The sequence below is a fragment of the Fusobacterium perfoetens genome, from assembly GCF_021531595.1.
In the GTDB taxonomy this organism is placed as follows: domain Bacteria; phylum Fusobacteriota; class Fusobacteriia; order Fusobacteriales; family Fusobacteriaceae; genus Fusobacterium_B.
Window position 1 is genome coordinate 1 of sequence record NZ_JADYUD010000019.1, and the last position, 15205, is coordinate 15205.

15 protein-coding genes are annotated in these 15205 nt (G+C 27.1%); 4 read left to right on the forward strand and 11 right to left on the reverse strand.

The annotated features are described in order from the left end of the window. Positions 1-95 precede the first annotated feature (95 nt). Positions 96-545 carry a GNAT family N-acetyltransferase gene (locus I6E17_RS09135; RefSeq protein ID WP_235236904.1) on the forward strand — a complete coding sequence of 150 codons (450 nt, stop codon included), beginning with the start codon at positions 96-98 and terminating at the stop codon, positions 543-545. A gap of 137 nt (positions 546-682) precedes the next feature. On the opposite strand, the gene I6E17_RS09140 is transcribed toward I6E17_RS09135, so the two are convergent. The 3 genes from I6E17_RS09140 to I6E17_RS09150 all read right to left on the reverse strand — a co-directional run bounded on the left by I6E17_RS09140 (position 683) and on the right by I6E17_RS09150 (position 4354). Beyond that, positions 683-1960 carry an MFS transporter gene (locus tag I6E17_RS09140; RefSeq protein ID WP_235236906.1) on the reverse strand — a complete coding sequence of 426 codons (1278 nt, stop codon included), beginning with the start codon at positions 1958-1960 and terminating at the stop codon, positions 683-685. A gap of 377 nt (positions 1961-2337) precedes the next feature. Then, positions 2338-3777, reverse strand: a complete 1440-nt coding sequence (locus tag I6E17_RS09145) for a 6-phospho-beta-glucosidase (RefSeq protein ID WP_235236908.1) — start codon at positions 3775-3777, stop codon at positions 2338-2340. 46 nt (positions 3778-3823) lie between these two features. Then, complete coding sequence (locus I6E17_RS09150; protein WP_235236910.1) at positions 3824-4354, reverse strand: PTS transporter subunit EIIC; 531 nt, start codon at positions 4352-4354, stop codon at positions 3824-3826. Between I6E17_RS09150 and I6E17_RS09940 the strand changes: the two genes are divergently transcribed. Further along, positions 4342-4464, forward strand: coding sequence for a hypothetical protein (locus I6E17_RS09940; RefSeq protein WP_268825996.1), 123 nt, complete (start codon positions 4342-4344; stop codon positions 4462-4464). The genes I6E17_RS09150 and I6E17_RS09940 overlap by 13 nt on opposite strands. Before the next feature lie 397 nt (positions 4465-4861). Here the strand turns inward: I6E17_RS09940 and I6E17_RS09155 are convergent, their stop codons facing one another. The 3 genes from I6E17_RS09155 to I6E17_RS09165 form a co-directional block, all read right to left on the reverse strand. Next, complete coding sequence (locus tag I6E17_RS09155; protein ID WP_235236912.1) at positions 4862-5740, reverse strand: MurR/RpiR family transcriptional regulator; 879 nt, start codon at positions 5738-5740, stop codon at positions 4862-4864. Between the two features lie 195 nt (positions 5741-5935). After that, positions 5936-7363 carry a cation:dicarboxylate symporter family transporter gene (locus I6E17_RS09160; RefSeq protein ID WP_235236914.1) on the reverse strand — a complete coding sequence of 476 codons (1428 nt, stop codon included), beginning with the start codon at positions 7361-7363 and terminating at the stop codon, positions 5936-5938. 43 nt (positions 7364-7406) lie between these two features. After that, entirely contained in the window at positions 7407-8750 is a 1344-nt protein-coding gene (locus I6E17_RS09165; protein WP_235236916.1) for a CoA-disulfide reductase, read from the reverse strand. Between the two features lie 264 nt (positions 8751-9014). Between I6E17_RS09165 and I6E17_RS09170 the strand changes: the two genes are divergently transcribed. Together I6E17_RS09170 and I6E17_RS09175 are read left to right on the forward strand one after the other, a co-directional pair. Continuing rightward, the gene (locus tag I6E17_RS09170; RefSeq protein WP_235236918.1) at positions 9015-11267 is read left to right on the forward strand and encodes a TonB-dependent receptor; all 2253 of its coding nucleotides are present in this window, start codon (positions 9015-9017) and stop codon (positions 11265-11267) included. A gap of 68 nt (positions 11268-11335) precedes the next feature. Beyond that, positions 11336-11707, forward strand: a complete 372-nt coding sequence (locus tag I6E17_RS09175; protein WP_235236920.1) for a hypothetical protein — start codon at positions 11336-11338, stop codon at positions 11705-11707. A gap of 30 nt (positions 11708-11737) precedes the next feature. On the opposite strand, the gene I6E17_RS09180 is transcribed toward I6E17_RS09175, so the two are convergent. From I6E17_RS09180 to I6E17_RS09200, 5 genes are all read right to left on the reverse strand, one after another. Beyond that, positions 11738-12904, reverse strand: coding sequence for an iron-containing alcohol dehydrogenase (locus I6E17_RS09180; RefSeq protein WP_235236922.1), 1167 nt, complete (start codon positions 12902-12904; stop codon positions 11738-11740). 15 nt (positions 12905-12919) lie between these two features. Next, the gene (locus I6E17_RS09185) at positions 12920-13297 is read right to left on the reverse strand and encodes a MerR family transcriptional regulator (RefSeq protein WP_235236924.1); all 378 of its coding nucleotides are present in this window, start codon (positions 13295-13297) and stop codon (positions 12920-12922) included. A gap of 8 nt (positions 13298-13305) precedes the next feature. Next, positions 13306-13842 (reverse strand): flavodoxin family protein, encoded by a 537-nt coding sequence (locus I6E17_RS09190; RefSeq protein ID WP_235236926.1) that lies wholly within the window; start codon positions 13840-13842, stop codon positions 13306-13308. A gap of 99 nt (positions 13843-13941) precedes the next feature. Further along, positions 13942-14478, reverse strand: coding sequence for a GNAT family N-acetyltransferase (locus I6E17_RS09195; RefSeq protein ID WP_235236928.1), 537 nt, complete (start codon positions 14476-14478; stop codon positions 13942-13944). A gap of 67 nt (positions 14479-14545) precedes the next feature. Further along, positions 14546-15112: an NUDIX hydrolase gene (locus I6E17_RS09200; protein ID WP_235236930.1), complete on the reverse strand. Its 567-nt coding sequence runs from the start codon at positions 15110-15112 to the stop codon at positions 14546-14548. Between the last annotated feature and the right edge of the window lie 93 nt (positions 15113-15205).

A 15205-nucleotide genomic window follows, 5' to 3' on the forward strand; every position in this document is an offset into this window, starting at 1 on the left:
CTTAATAATATTATAAAAAAATAAAAATTTTATTATTTCAAATTTCTATTTAATAATTTTAAATATTAAATTTTATAACAGAAAGGAAAATTAAAATGGAATTTTTAAAAATAGAAAATAATAAAAAAAGATATCTTGATTTACTACTATTAGCTGATGAAGAAGAAAAAATGATTGATAAATACCTTGAAAAAGGAGAAATGTATATTTTAAATGATAATGGAATAAAGGCAGAATGTGTAATAACAAATGAGGGAAATGAAATACTTGAAATAAAAAATATTGCTGTTTCTCCAAATTTTCAAAAACAAGGATATGGAAAAAAATTAATAGAATTCATAGTAAAAAAATACTCTGAAAATTATTCAATTATACAAGTAGGAACTGGAGATAGTTTGCTTACAATTCCTTTTTATGAAAAATGTGGATTTAAAAAATCTCATATTGTTAAAAACTTCTTTATAGAAAATTATGAAAAACCTATCTATGAAAATGGAATACAACTGATAGATATGATTTATTTAAAAAAATTTTTAGAAAAATGAAAATATTAGAAAAATTTTTTATACTATTTATTTTTTCTTAGTTAAAAAGTGCTTACAACAAAATTATCCTTTATTTGTTAAATTTGTTATAAGCACTTCCTATATTAATTTATAAAATTTTAAATTTCATTTAAAAACTACATATCAATTTTATCCAGTTCTTTGAAATTTTTACTATTTCTAAAAGTTATAGACCCTATTATTCCTAAAAAACCTATAAAAATATATAATAAGGCTATAGAAAGTTCTTGATTATTTTTTCCTAAAAAAGATAAATTTTTCATTAATGAATAATTATCTTTTATGATTGGATAAAATATAAAATCATTCAAAACTCCTGATAAAAAAATTCCAACTGGTAAAAATAAATATTGAATTGTATTTCTAGCTGAAAAAACTCTTCCTTGTAGTTCTATTGGTATTCTTACTCTTGTTAAATAATCTACATTTGCAAGAAGTAATGGAACTAAAATATTTCCTAAAAATATACCTAGAACCCAAATTATATAATTTTTTCCTATGCCTAAAGAGAAATTACAAACTCCAAAAGAAAAAATCATTATATTTGTTAAAAGTACACTATAATTTTTAAATTTTGGAAAAAATTTAAGGAGCATACTTCCAACAAGACCTGCTATTCCAATCATACTGGTAACTATTCCTAATTGAAAATCATTATTACCATTTCTTAATAAAACCATTGGAGCAAGAGCTGTTGAGTATATTCCATAGACTAGATTTATAAATCCCATAAAGAAAATCAAAGTAAGAATATCTTTCATTGAAAGTAGATATTTTATTCCTAATATAAAATCATTTATAAATCTTTCTTTTTTATCAGAAATTTGTAACTTTGGAATCTTAACAAAAATTATCAATGTTAAATATGCAAATATAAAAGTCATCAAATCTATTATAATTATAACTTTTAATCCCCAAAGAGCATAAATAGAAACTGATAAAATAGGAACAAATATATCTAAAAAAGATTTAAAAAAAGAACGAATACCACTTGTCTTTATATAATCTTTTTTTGAAACAATTAAAGAAATTACAACTTCTGATGTAGGAGCTTGAAAAGAATCAGCAATTCCTAATAGAATATTTATTATAAAAATATACTGGAATTTAAGTTTTCCAAAAATCAAAAGTATAAGAGTTACAAAAGATAATACTCCTGCAAAAGAATCAGAAACTTTTAAAACTGTTTTTTTATCCCACTTATCACTTAAAGTTCCTGCTATAAAATTAAATAAAATCTCTGGAACTAAATAACAAAGTGTTACTAAAGATGTATAAAAAACAGAATTTGTTGTTTTATAAATCCATAGTGTAAAACCATAACTTGTCATTCTGCTTCCAAATTGAGAAACAAATTGTCCTATTATAAAGATATAAAAATTTTTTAATGTCATATTAACTTTACTCCTTTTATTTTATTTTTTATAAAAAGTGCAAAGTTAATTTATTAAACTCTGTACAAATCTAATTAAAATTAACTTTGCACAGAGTAAATACAATGCAAAGTCTCATTTTTACTCCTCCTTTTTTATAGTAAATTATGTATATCTTCCTATATAGCTATTATATAAACATTTAAAAAGAAAAGCAATTTAAAACTATAAAATAAATAAAATTTAATTGTTTATGAAAAAACTGAAAGGTTTTTAATTTCCTTTCAGCCTTTAAAGTAATTTAAAAATTAATAATCAAGAGATGATAAATACACAAAATTATTTACACTCGGAATATTGTCCAAGAAATTGTCCGCACTTCCCTCTCATTCTCTATTTTATAATTCTTCTCCATTTGTTTTTATAACATTTTTATACCACTCAAAAGATTTCTTTCTGTATCTTTTTCCTGTTCCTGTTCCATCGTCATTTTTATCAACATATATAAATCCATAACGCTTTCTAAGTTCACCTGTTGTAAATGAGACAACATCAATACATCCCCATGGTGTATAGCCCATAACTTCTACACCATCAAATTCCATAGCTTTCTTCATCTCTTCAATATGTGCTTTAAGATATTCTATTCTATAGCTATCATCACAGTTTTTATTTTCATCAAGGATATCTATTGCACCAAAACCATTTTCAATTATAAAGATTGGAAGTTCATATCTTTCATATAAAGTTGCAAGAGAATATCTAAGACCAATAGGATCTATTTGCCATCCCCAATCACTTGCTTTTACATATGGATTTTTTATTGATTTTGATGTTGCTCCATCAAGAGATGTTGAAGTGTCTTTTTCTATATCGGCTTTCACTGCTCCAGACATGTAATAGCTTATTCCTATATAATCAATTTTTCCTTCAGAAAGAATTTTTTCATCATCTTCTTCCATTTGAATATTTATATTCTCTTTTTTCCACATTGCTTTTGCATAAGCAGGATAATGCCCTCTCACATGAACATCCATAAAATAATATCTTTCATGCATTTCTTCAACAGCTGTCATTACATCTTCAGGATTGCATGAATATGGATAAATTGGTACCCAACCACACATTCCTCCTATTTTAAATTCTGGATTTATTTCGTGTCCTTTTTTTACAACTAAGGCACTTGCCAAAAATTCGTGATGTGCTGCCTGAAACATTGCTTCTCTTGGATTTTGATAATCAGAGAATTTTATTCCTGAATTTGTCCAACCAAATATATCTGTAGAAGTATTTGATTGATTGTTTATTTCATTAAAAGTTATCCAATATTTTACTTTATTTTTATAACGCTCCATTACTGTTACTGCAAATTTTACATAACAGTCAATAATTTTACGATTTATCCATCCTCCATAACTTTCAGCAAGATGATAAGGCATTTCAAAATGACTTAAAGTTATTACAGGCTCTATTCCATATTTTAAAAGTTCATCAAATAAATCGTCATAGAATTTTAATCCTGCTTCATTAGGAGTTTCTTCATCTCCGTTTGGAAAAATTCTTGTCCAAGCTATACTCGTTCTAAAACATTTAAATCCCATCTCTGCTAAAAGTGCAACATCTTCTTTGTAGTGGTGATAAAAATCTGTAGCTTCGTGATTTGGATAGAATTCTCCTTCAATAACACCATCTGTTATTTTTCTCATTTTATCTTTTGTTCCGCCTGTCATAACATCTATAACACTTACACCTTTTCCATCAACATTCCAAGCACCTTCTATTTGATGAGCAGCAACAGCTCCACCCCATAAAAAATTTTCTGGTAATCTATATCCCATATTTTTAAACCTCTCTTTTTATTTTTTGTAATTAAATTCAATATCTCTATTTTTCTTTTGGATCATCAAATCCCACAATCATTACAAGAACAGCAGGAACAATTACTGCAAGAGCAGAACCAATTACCATTCCTATAAATCCTGTTGTATTATTAGGATTTATTGCATTTACTATTGTAAGTATTCCAGGAAGTCCAGCATAAGCATAATAAACTGTACCAAAGAAACTCATAACAGCAGCTGATATTGCTCCACCTACACAAGCACATATAAATGGTTTTTTAAGGCGAAGTGTAACTCCATAAAGTGTTGGCTCAGTAATTCCAAATATTCCTGTAATACTTGCCGAAATAGCAACTTTTTTAAGTTCTTTATTTTTTGATTTAAAGAAACAACCTATTGCAGCACCAATTTGAGCTATTACAGCTAAAGTCTGAAAAGCTTGGAAAGCATCATAACCATACATGCTAAAATTTGCCATTACCATCGGAGTTATTCCCCAATGAACTCCAAAGATTACAAATATTTCCCATAATCCCCCAATTAAAACTGCCCCTAGTATAGGTGCTTTTTCCATTAAAATGTTTTGATGCAGTTATTCCTATTAAAACAGGTAGAAATGCAAAAGGTGTCCAAGATATGAAGCTTAATATTTCATATGTCCCTGTTGAAGCAAATTCAGGATAAAAAAGATTTGTTAAGATTAAAATTCCTTGTAAAATTCCGGCTGCTGCAAAAATATAGATAAAAGGAGCAAAAACAGCTGACATTGTAGCTATCACTCTATTTAATAGTAGCATTTATAATATTCTCTTTTCCTCCAACTTCACGAATAATATCCTCTGCAAGTTTTGGATAATCTCTTTTTACTTGAGCCATTTTTTACCTCCATATTTTTAATTTGAATTATTTTATTATTTATAGGTCAAATATAACACAGTTTAATTCATTTTAAAATACTTTAAAGTTAAACAGGTTCATTGTTTCAAAAAAAATTAAAATTTTATATGTTTTTTTGTTTCATTGTTTCAAAAAACAAAAAAAAGAAACAGAAATTTTTGAAAATCTCCATTTCTTCTCGTTGTTATTTTGTATATCCACAATCTAATTTTTTTAAAAGCCCCCAAAGAGAAGCTTCTCCTATTTTATCATAAACTTTATTAAGTTTTATGTTTTTATCATATTCCATAGCAAATTCTATTCCCCATAAAATATCTAAAATATATTTTACAGAACTGTAGAATGCAGGAAATAAAAACTCCTGAAAAGTCTTTGGAGCAGAAGCAAAAAGACAATCATCTGCAAACTCTGTAAGAGTACTGTTCTTTTTAGCTGTAATTACCAAAATTTTTGTTTTTCTCTCTTTTAAAATTTTAGCAATTTCAACAAGTCGTCCATTTTCTCCTGTATGACTTATAAAAATAGCAAAATGCTTTTCATCACTCATAAGAGCATTTATAGCCTGCATATTTGTAGCTGTATATGTATTTGTTTTCTTCCTTGCATGAAAATACTGGCTACATCCATATTGAGTAAGATGATAATTTAAGTCAAAAGCATAAAAATCAACAATCTCAGCTTTATGTATATTTTCTGTTATTCTTTTTAATTTTTCAAAACTTATTCCTTCAGAAGTTTCCTCTATTGCTCTTTTTTGAACTTCAGTAACTTTTCTTACGATAGTAACTACATTTTCTTCTGCTAAAAGTTCTATATTTTCTTTTGTTTTAGTTCTAGAAAATTTTATTTCACCTATAAATTTAAAACGAAATTTAGGATAACCTTTATAACCTAATTTTCTACAGAACCTTGTAACAGAAGCTGCACTTGTAAAAGTTGCTTTTCCAAGTTCTCTCGCTGACATTCTTTCTATATCTTCAGGATGTTCTAAAATATAATTCTTAATATCTAACTCACTTGAAGTTCCATTTACAAAATTTTTAAGTTCTTTTAATATTACCATTTTTCTATCACCTACATAGTAATTTTTTTTATTATATCATAAAGTATAATTATTCCGAAAAATAAAATTTTTAAATTCCCTCTTCTTTATCCTGTGAAAGTTATTTAAGTAAACTTTTTTATAATATAAAAAAGGAGTTGTAAAAAATACATCCCCTTTTAAATTAATAATTATAAGCTAGCTTTTATTTTCTTTCTATTCAAACTCTTCACTTGCAGCTATTTCATTTCCAGCTTTAGGATTATTATAAACAGAAAGATTTATTTGTCCTAAAGATTTATCAACCATAATTGCATTTGTAACAGAACCTATTACATTAAGCATTGTTCTCGGCATGTCAATGATAGGATCTATTGCAAGAATTGGATTTACAAGAGGAAATAAACTTGCAAGTCCTGTACCAGAAAGACTGACTGATGCAGCCATTGTAGCAGTTCCTGGAATTCCTGCAATTCCAAGTGAGCTTATAGAAACAACTATTATTGACATCACTATAAGAGTAAGATCAATATTATGCCCACTCATATTTGTTACAAAAACTATTGTAAGAGCAGGAAATATTCCTGCACATCCTTGCATTCCAGCTGTTGTCCCAAAACTTCCAACAAAACTTGCAGTAGATTCACTAACTCCAAGTTTGTTTGTAAGAGTTGAAATCGTAACAGGAAGACATCCCACACTTGATCTTGAAGTAAATGCAAGAATTAAAAGAGAAATACTTTTTTTAACATAAGTTATAGGATTTAATCCAAACATTGCTACTGCAAGCATTTGAATAACAAACATAATCGCTACTGCAAGATATAGAACAAGTATAAATTTACTTACTTCAACTATTGCTCCAATACCTTTTTGTGCTATTGTATTTGCTAGTAAAGGCACAACTGCAAGAGGCATCCATCTTATAATACTCATTGCCATTGAAACAATAATTTTTTGCATAGCATTTATAAGAGCAAAAAATGGACTTACAATTTCCATATATTTTTTTGACATTCTTTTTGCAGCTACACCAACCATTGAAGAAAAGATTACAAGTCCAACAATATTAAGATTTACCATTGCTTCAATAGGATTTGCTGGAATAAGAGCTTTTAATGTATCAACTATATTTTTAACTTCTCTTATTTTATTTACTCCCTCTGCTGCAACTGCCTGTTCTACATGACCAACATTAAATATTTTTCCTAAAAAAATTCCAAGAGCAACTGATATTGCAACCATTATAAGAGTAATTATAAGAGTTCTTTGAACCAAAGCTCCAAGTTTTGCATCCTCTTTCATATTTATTATAACATGAATAATTGACACCATAACAAGAGGAATTACAAGCATTCTTACAAAAGAAATAAATCCTCCCCCAATTAGACTATACCATAAAGTTGTTTCAGAAACAAAAGTTAGTTCCATAGGATTATTTGAAAATCCTGCAACAACTTGTATAACAAGTCCTAAAATGAGACCAACAACAGTTGCAATCATAACTTTTGCAGAAAAACTAAATTTTTTCTTTGGAAGTTTATTAAGACCAAAAAGTATAATTATTAAAACGAATAAAAATATTATTGTTTTAATATCACTAATTTTTAAAAATTCCTTGAAAAATACATTGTTCATAATCATAAATTTTCCCCTTTTTTAAATTTAAATATTAAAATTTTTCAATCTATTTGGCAATATTTCCTGCCACATTCATTACATCCCAAGTCCTTGCAAAAGGAGGAGCATAACAAAAATCCATCATTCCTATTTCATCTACTGTAAGTTTTGAGTAAATTGCAACAGCTAATGAATCAACTCTTAAAACTGCACCTTTTTTTCCTGCAATTTGTGCTCCAAGAATAATTCTTGTATCACTATTATAAATAAGCTTTACAAATATATCTTCTTGTCCTGGATAGTAATTTGTTTGATTTTTATCTTTTACAAAAACTGTCTTATAATTTATTCCTTTTTTTATAGCTTCAGCTTCTGTTATTCCTGTTCTTCCAGCTTCTAAATTCATGACTTTTACAGCTGCAGAGCCAAGAGTTCCCTTAAATGAAGTTTTAACTCCAGCAAGATTTTCTCCAACAATTCTTCCTATTTTATTGGCTGTTGTTGCAAGAGGAATAAATACATTTTCTTCTCTTACTAAATGATAAACTGTAGCACAATCTCCTGCTGAATAAACAGAATCTATACTTGTCTTTCCGTATTCATCAATTATCAAAGCTCCATTCGCAAGCATTTTAATTCCTGTATCTTTTAAAAATGCAGTATTTGGTCTCACACCTGTTGCTATAACAATAAGATCGGCTTTATATTCTCCTTTATTTGTTTTCACACCTATTACTTTTCCATTTTCTTCAATAATTTCAAGAACAGTTTCATTGAGATGAAGATTTATTCCTTCATGACTTTTTATTTCTTCTTCCATAATATCTGTAATTTCTTTATCAAAGCTTTCCATTAAAACTCTTTCTCCTAATTGGATAAGTCTTATATTTCTTTTTCCCAAATGTTTTGCTGCCTCAACAACTTCTATTCCTATATATCCAGCACCTACAATTATAATTTCTTGATTTTCTTCTTTCATCATTTCTTCTTTAAGAGTAATTCCATCAGTATAATCTTTTAATGTATAAACTCCATGAGTTGAAATATTTTTAATTGGAGGTATAATTGCACTTGCTCCTGTTGCTATCATAAGCTTATCATAATTGTCTTTAAAAATTTTTCCATTTTCAAGATTTTTTACTGTTATTTCTTTTGTTTTAAAATTAACATCAATAACTTCATGTTTTATTTTAATATTCATTCCAGCTTCTAAAAATTTATGAACAGGTCTTGCTATCATATTTTGAGGATCTTTATAAAAATCTCCCACATAATATGGAAGACCACATGCACCCCAAGAAACTATATCTGTTTTTTCATAAATTACAAGCTGAGCATCTTTATTAAGTCTGCTAGCTTTTGCTGCTGCAGACATTCCTGCTGCTACTCCACCAATAATAATTATTTTCATAATACCTCCTTAATAATTATTCACTAATTACAAAAATACTATTTTATATTTGAGTATTATACATTTTTATCTGATAAAAGTATATCTTTTTTTTCTCCAAAATTTCTATTTTTATTATAAATGCAATAATACTATAAAAATTCTCATTTGTCAATATCAAAAAATTTAATCAAAAAATAGTTTGACAATCTAAATAAAATTATGTTATAAATCTTACATGATTTTTAGACTACAAAAATTTTTATAGAGGGAAGGTAAAATTTTATGAAAAAAACTTTATTAGCAGCTTTTATTATAAGTGCTGCAGCTTATGCAGAAAATACAGCAGAGGTAACTCTTGACAAAACATATGTAAAATCTACAAACGGCTTTGAAGAAACTTTACAGAATACACCTAAAAATATTCAAGTTATTACACAGGGGGAAATAGAAGAAAAAAATTATAAAGATGTTTACGAAATCTTAGAAAATTCTCCTCTTATTACCATTAAGAATGATTCATTGGGGCAAGCTATTGAAATGAGAGGAAGTGGGCTTAATTCAAAAGGAACAGTTCAAGTTATGGTTGATGGAATGAGTATAAATCCTATTGATATTAATCATGGAACATTACCTTTAAACAGTATACCTGTTTCAAATATTGAAAAAATAGAAATTCTTCCGGGAGGAAACGGAGTTCTTTTTGGAGATGGAGCTAACGGAGGAGTTATTAATATAATAACGAAAGATTCTGTTGAAAAAAGTGAATCATATGTTGGAGCAAGATATGGAAGCAATAATGAAAAAATTTTTAAAGCTGGAACTGCTACAAAAATAAATGACAGATTTTCAGTTCTTGTAAACTACCAAGGGGAAAACAGCAAAACAAATAGAGATGACGAAATAAATAAAAATTATAATATTGATGCCACAGGACTTATAAAAATTGATGATAAATCAAATTTATCAATAAGATATGCTCATTATGAGAAAGAAACTAAAACAGCTGACCTTTTAACAAGAGATGAATGGAAAGCAGATAATAATCAATCTAGTGTAGATAAAGCAGGAAACCAGCTTCCTGAAAGCGGAATGATTAATATTGCTGGAAAAAGTATGCCTGTTGGGGGAAAAATAGATAACTCTTATGATATTTTAAATAAAAGTAAAATTAAAAGAGATGATATCTCTGCAAATTATAAAAGAGAACTTACAGATAATCTTGATTTTAATTTGACTGCAAGCTGGCAGAAAACAACAAATGATATTAATCAAAAAGAACTTAATGTATTAAATTTCGCTGAAAGTCCTTTATTAGTTAATGGTCGTCCTGATTTAGCTAATACGAATAGTCAATATAAATCTTATTATGCTGATTATATTGGAACTTTTACAGAAGAAAAATTTAAAATAAATCCATCTTTAAAATATAATTACGGAGAAAAAAGTTATTTCATTTTAGGATATGATTATAAACTTCAAAAATCTCAGAGAGATTTTGATAATTTTTTAGATATGTATAAAGTTTATAATCTTGACAGTGAAAAAGAAAGTCATGGAGCATATATTTTCAATAAAACAACAGTGGGGCAGTTTGAATTTATGCAGGGGGTAAGAAGAGAGTGGACATATTTTGATACAACAAAAAATTCTCATTATTACCATAAAGTTATGCCTTATATAACTAATACTTCTACTTCAGGTGAAATTTTTATGGGAGTAAAACCTGGAGAAACTTCTAATCCTTATGTTGATAGTGGATTAAAACAAAGTAAAATAAAAAAATCTATGATAAATGACAGCTATGAAGCTGCTGTAAACTATATTTATTCTGATACAGGAAATATCTATGTAAGAGCCGAGCAAAGTTTCAGAACTCCTGCCCCAACTGAATTTCAAGATAAAAATGGAACAGCAGGATATTCTATAAATGATCTTGAGGCTGAAACAAACCAAACTCTTGAAATAGGATTAAAAGATTATATTTTAGGTTCTGTTGTTCAGTTTAATGCTTTTATTGGAAGAACAAAAGGTGAAATTTATTATGATGAAATTTCACATGGAAACGAATGGGCTTATTACAATCTTGATGAAACACAAAGAAAAGGTATTGAGCTTAACTTAAATCAAGACTATGGAAAACTTTTCTTCTTTGAAGGAATTTCGTATGTTGATGCAGAAATTACAGAAAATAGTGATGATAATTCTATTGAAGGAAATCAAGTCCCTTATACTTCAAAATTAAATGCTAACATTGGAACAGGGGTAAGATGGACTGATAAATTTAATACTATCTTAACATTTAATTATAAAGATGGATATTATCTTGACAGAGCAAATAAATACAAAGCAAGAAGTTACATCACTCTTGACTTAACAGCAAACTATTCTATGGATAACGGTTTAAAACTTTATGGAGGAATAAACAACCTTCTTGATAGACAAAACTTTGATCAAGAGGCTTTGGAAAATGGGATTCAAGTTTATGATCCTGCTTCTGAAAGATCTTTCTATGCAGGTTTTGAATACAAATTTTAGTTTTTATTTTCTTAAAAGAGGTCTGCAAAATAAAAACAGACCTCTTTTAAATATTTAGGGAGGATTTTATGACTAAAAATTTAATTAAAATTTTTGTAGATATATTTATGATTCTTTCTTTTATTTTTCTTATGTTTTATAATTTTACTGGGGAAAAGATTCATAAATTTTTAGGATTATCCTTATTACTTTTTTCTATTCTCCATATTTTTCTTAATAGATTTTGGTATAAAAATATCTTTAAAGGAAAATATAATTTTAAGAGAACATTTAAAACTGCTATTATATTTATAATTTTAAGTATTTTTATTCTTTTATTTTTTACAGGAATAAAAATATTACAATGTAAACAAACGGGAGCTTCTTATGATATTTATTCTGATTTCCATTTTTATTCAGCATATCTAGGAGTTATTTTTGTTATCATTCATTCTAAATAAACTGTATTCCATTTGTAATTCTAATTTATTTTAGAATGATTCTTTTAAAATTTCTAAAATTTCATCAGCAGTTAATTTTTTATACCCACCTTCCATAATTACAGTAGAATTTGCAATAAGTGGAAGCATTTCTTCTGTAGCACCAATTTCTCTTAATGTTGTAGGAATTCCCATTTCTTTTATAAAGTCAGAAAGTTTTTCAATTCCTGCAAGAGCAATTTCTTCTTTAGTCATACCTTTTCCATCTATTTTCCAAATTTTTTCAGCAAATCTTACAAATTTATCTAAACCATATTTATAGATATATTTGTAATAAGGAACAGATACAATTGCAAGTCCTATTCCATGAGGACAGTCAGTATAAGCACCAACTTGGTGTTCTATCATATGTACTTCCCAATCTTGTGTTTTTGATAATCCTGTAACTGTATTTAATCCAAGAGTTGCACACCACATAATATTGCTTCTAGCTTCATAATCTTTTGGATTTTTAATAGCTATTCTTGCACTGTCAATTAATGATTCCATGATTCCTTCAATTACATAATCAGTAGTATTGTTGTCATCTCCTGAAAAATATTGTTCCATAAGATGTGAAAGAGTGTCAAATATTCCACTAACCATTTGGTTTTTAGGAACTGTATAAGTATACTCAGGATTTAAAATAGAAAATTTTGGATAAACTTCTGTAGGGAAAACCCTTCCATTTTTTAACATTTTTTCTTCATGAGTTATAACAGAACCTCCGTTCATTTCAGAACCAGTTCCAACCATTGTAAGTATACTTCCAACAGGAACTATTTTATTATCTACATTTTTAAAATTAATCCAATATTTTTCCCAAGGCTCTTCATCACAATAAGCTGATACAGAAATAGCTTTAGAACAATCTATAACAGAACCTCCACCAACAGCTAAAATTAAATCAACATTATTTTCTCTGACAAGCTTTGCTCCTTCCATCATTTGTTTGTATGTTGGATTAGATTTTATTCCTGCAAGTTCAATAACTTTTTTATTAGCAGATTTTAAAATTTCAATAACTTTATCATAAAGACCATTTTTCTTAATAGAATTTTTTCCATAGACTAAAAGTACTGTCTTTCCATATTTTTTTAATTCTCCCTCTAAATTATTAAGAGAATCTTTTCCAAAATAAATTTTAGTTGGGTTGTAATAAGTGAAATCAAATTTCATGCTTCTTCCTCCTTGTTATTTTTTTAATTTTTCTTCATACTCTAAAATATTTTTATCATAAAGTTCTATTTTCAGCCTTAATCTTTCTTGAACTTCTTGTAATTTTTTTATTTTTTCAGTTAAAATTTCATATTCTTCTACTAAAATTTGTTTTCTTGCTTTGATTGTGTTATCTCCCTCTTGGAATAATTTTACATAATCAATCAAACTTTCTACAGAGATACCTGCTCCTCTCATACATTTAATAAATTCTACCCAGTTACAGTCTACTTCTGTAAAATCTCTATTTCCGCTTTTATTTTTTCCAACTTTTGGGATAAGTCCTATTCTTTCATAATATCTTAATGTATCTGTAGAAATATCATATTTTTTACCAACTTCAGATATTGTCATTTGTCCTCCTATGCTTTTTTTCCCATTTTATAAGCTTCTAAATAAGCAGCACTGTTTTTTATTTCTCCTTTTTCTGCACTTCCGCTTCCTAAAATAATTCCTTTTTCTATTGTTCCTTCCATACAATCTCTTGTAAGTCCTCTTATAGCTTCTACTGTTGAGTTTAAATTTGCTTTTTCTGAATCCCAAGCAGTAACTATTATATACACTTCTTTATTTAAAAGTTTTGTATATACCGGAACTAATCTATCTATAAAAACTTTCATCTGACCGCACATAGAATAAAAATAAACAGGTGTAGCAAAAACAATTACATCTGCTTTTAACATTTTTTCACATAGTTTTTCCATTTCATCGTGTTGGACACATTTTCCAGTAGTATTGCAGACTCCACAGCCGGTGCAATAATTTATTTTCATATCAGAAATATAAATTTTTTCTGTATTATGTCCGCTTTCCTTTGCTCCTTTTATAAATTGTTCACATAAAATATCTGAATTTCCATTTTTTCTTGGACTTGATGATAAAACTAATATATTTTTCATAGCTGCTCTCCTCTTTTGCATATTTAATATTTATATTTTTACTATACCACTTAGAGTTAACTATAAGTCAATATTCTTTATATAATAATTTATCATTTTTTAATTAATTTCCAATCCCATTATAAGTAAATCATAAAATTTATTATTTATAAATGTTCCTCTTGTTATTACTCCTTCCTCTTTAAATCCTAACTTCTTATAAAGATTTATTGCCCTTAAATTATCTATTCTTGTATCAAGATTTATTTTTCTAAGACCTGCTTTTTTAGATAACATTATTGCTACTGAAATAAGATGATACCCTATTCCTATATTCCAATAATCTTTTAACACCACTATTCCTAATTCTCCAAAATGAAGAGAACGAAGCCTTTTCTCATTTGTACTAATGGAGCAACTACCTATAATTTTTCCTCCTAGTTCTGCTATAAGATAAAAATTTTTAGATGTTGAATTTTTAAATATTTTTTTCTCTTCTTCTAAGGTTATTTTTGGACCTTCTGCCCCAAAACCTAAAAAGTCTGTCTCTACTCCTACATTATTAAAATATTTTAAAAATTCTTCTGCATCATTCTCTCTAGCTTTTTTTATAATAATCTTTTGAGTATTTTTTAAAATAAATTCAAATTTTTCCATAGGATCTCCTTAATTTATAAAATAAAAATTTTATTTTTATAAATTTGCAATAATCACTTTTATAAATTTAATAATATTTTTTAACTTTCTCAATTAATTTAGAATAAATATTATCTACAAACCATTTTTCATTTGATTTCTTTGAAATATCTTCTACATCTATCCATTCCAAGCCACTATTCTCATCAGGCTTTATTGAAAGTTTATCAGCTATATCTGCTTCTATAAGAAATGTTAAATTTAAATGAAGATGAGAAGAGACATAGTTTCCTTTTTTTATATGACCACTTACAGTAAGCACTTCCAAGGAGAAAACATCTTCTGATAAAAATTTAACTTTTGTTAAACCACTTTCTTCTTTTATCTCTTTCAAGATAACTCTCTTTAAATCACTGTCTCCATCAGCATGACCTCCAAGCCAAGCCCAAGAATTATAAATATTATGATAACACATCAAGACTTTTTTTCTATCACTATTTACTATCCAAGCAGATACACTAAAATGACATTTTTTATTATTTCTCGTTAAAATATCTTTTTCACTTTTAAATATTTCAAGAATAAATTTTTTATCTTCTTTTTCCTGATTATTAAAAGGTATATATTTTTCAATTTCTTTTTTTAAATTTTCCATATTTTACCTCATTTATTAATAGTTCAAAACCTAAATAAATTATACAAAATAGTTGCTTATCTTTTCAAATTAAATTATTTTTTATACAAATTA

Bases quoted from the DNA above. Each gene is read 5' to 3' on its own strand.
- I6E17_RS09135 (WP_235236904.1), top strand. From the start codon at position 96: ATGGAATTTTTAAAAATAGAAAATAATAAAAAAAGATATCTTGATTTA.
- I6E17_RS09140 (WP_235236906.1), bottom strand. From the start codon at position 1,960: ATGACATTAAAAAATTTTTATATCTTTATAATAGGACAATTTGTTTCT.
- I6E17_RS09145 (WP_235236908.1), bottom strand. From the start codon at position 3,777: ATGGGATATAGATTACCAGAAAATTTTTTATGGGGTGGAGCTGTTGCT.
- I6E17_RS09150 (WP_235236910.1), bottom strand. From the start codon at position 4,354: ATGGAAAAAGCACCTATACTAGGGGCAGTTTTAATTGGGGGATTATGG.
- I6E17_RS09155 (WP_235236912.1), bottom strand. From the start codon at position 5,740: ATGGTAATATTAAAAGAACTTAAAAATTTTGTAAATGGAACTTCAAGT.
- I6E17_RS09160 (WP_235236914.1), bottom strand. From the start codon at position 7,363: ATGATTATGAACAATGTATTTTTCAAGGAATTTTTAAAAATTAGTGAT.
- I6E17_RS09165 (WP_235236916.1), bottom strand. From the start codon at position 8,750: ATGAAAATAATTATTATTGGTGGAGTAGCAGCAGGAATGTCTGCAGCA.
- I6E17_RS09170 (WP_235236918.1), top strand. From the start codon at position 9,015: ATGAAAAAAACTTTATTAGCAGCTTTTATTATAAGTGCTGCAGCTTAT.
- I6E17_RS09175 (WP_235236920.1), top strand. From the start codon at position 11,336: ATGACTAAAAATTTAATTAAAATTTTTGTAGATATATTTATGATTCTT.
- I6E17_RS09180 (WP_235236922.1), bottom strand. From the start codon at position 12,904: ATGAAATTTGATTTCACTTATTACAACCCAACTAAAATTTATTTTGGA.
- I6E17_RS09185 (WP_235236924.1), bottom strand. From the start codon at position 13,297: ATGACAATATCTGAAGTTGGTAAAAAATATGATATTTCTACAGATACA.
- I6E17_RS09190 (WP_235236926.1), bottom strand. From the start codon at position 13,842: ATGAAAAATATATTAGTTTTATCATCAAGTCCAAGAAAAAATGGAAAT.
- I6E17_RS09195 (WP_235236928.1), bottom strand. From the start codon at position 14,478: ATGGAAAAATTTGAATTTATTTTAAAAAATACTCAAAAGATTATTATA.
- I6E17_RS09200 (WP_235236930.1), bottom strand. From the start codon at position 15,112: ATGGAAAATTTAAAAAAAGAAATTGAAAAATATATACCTTTTAATAAT.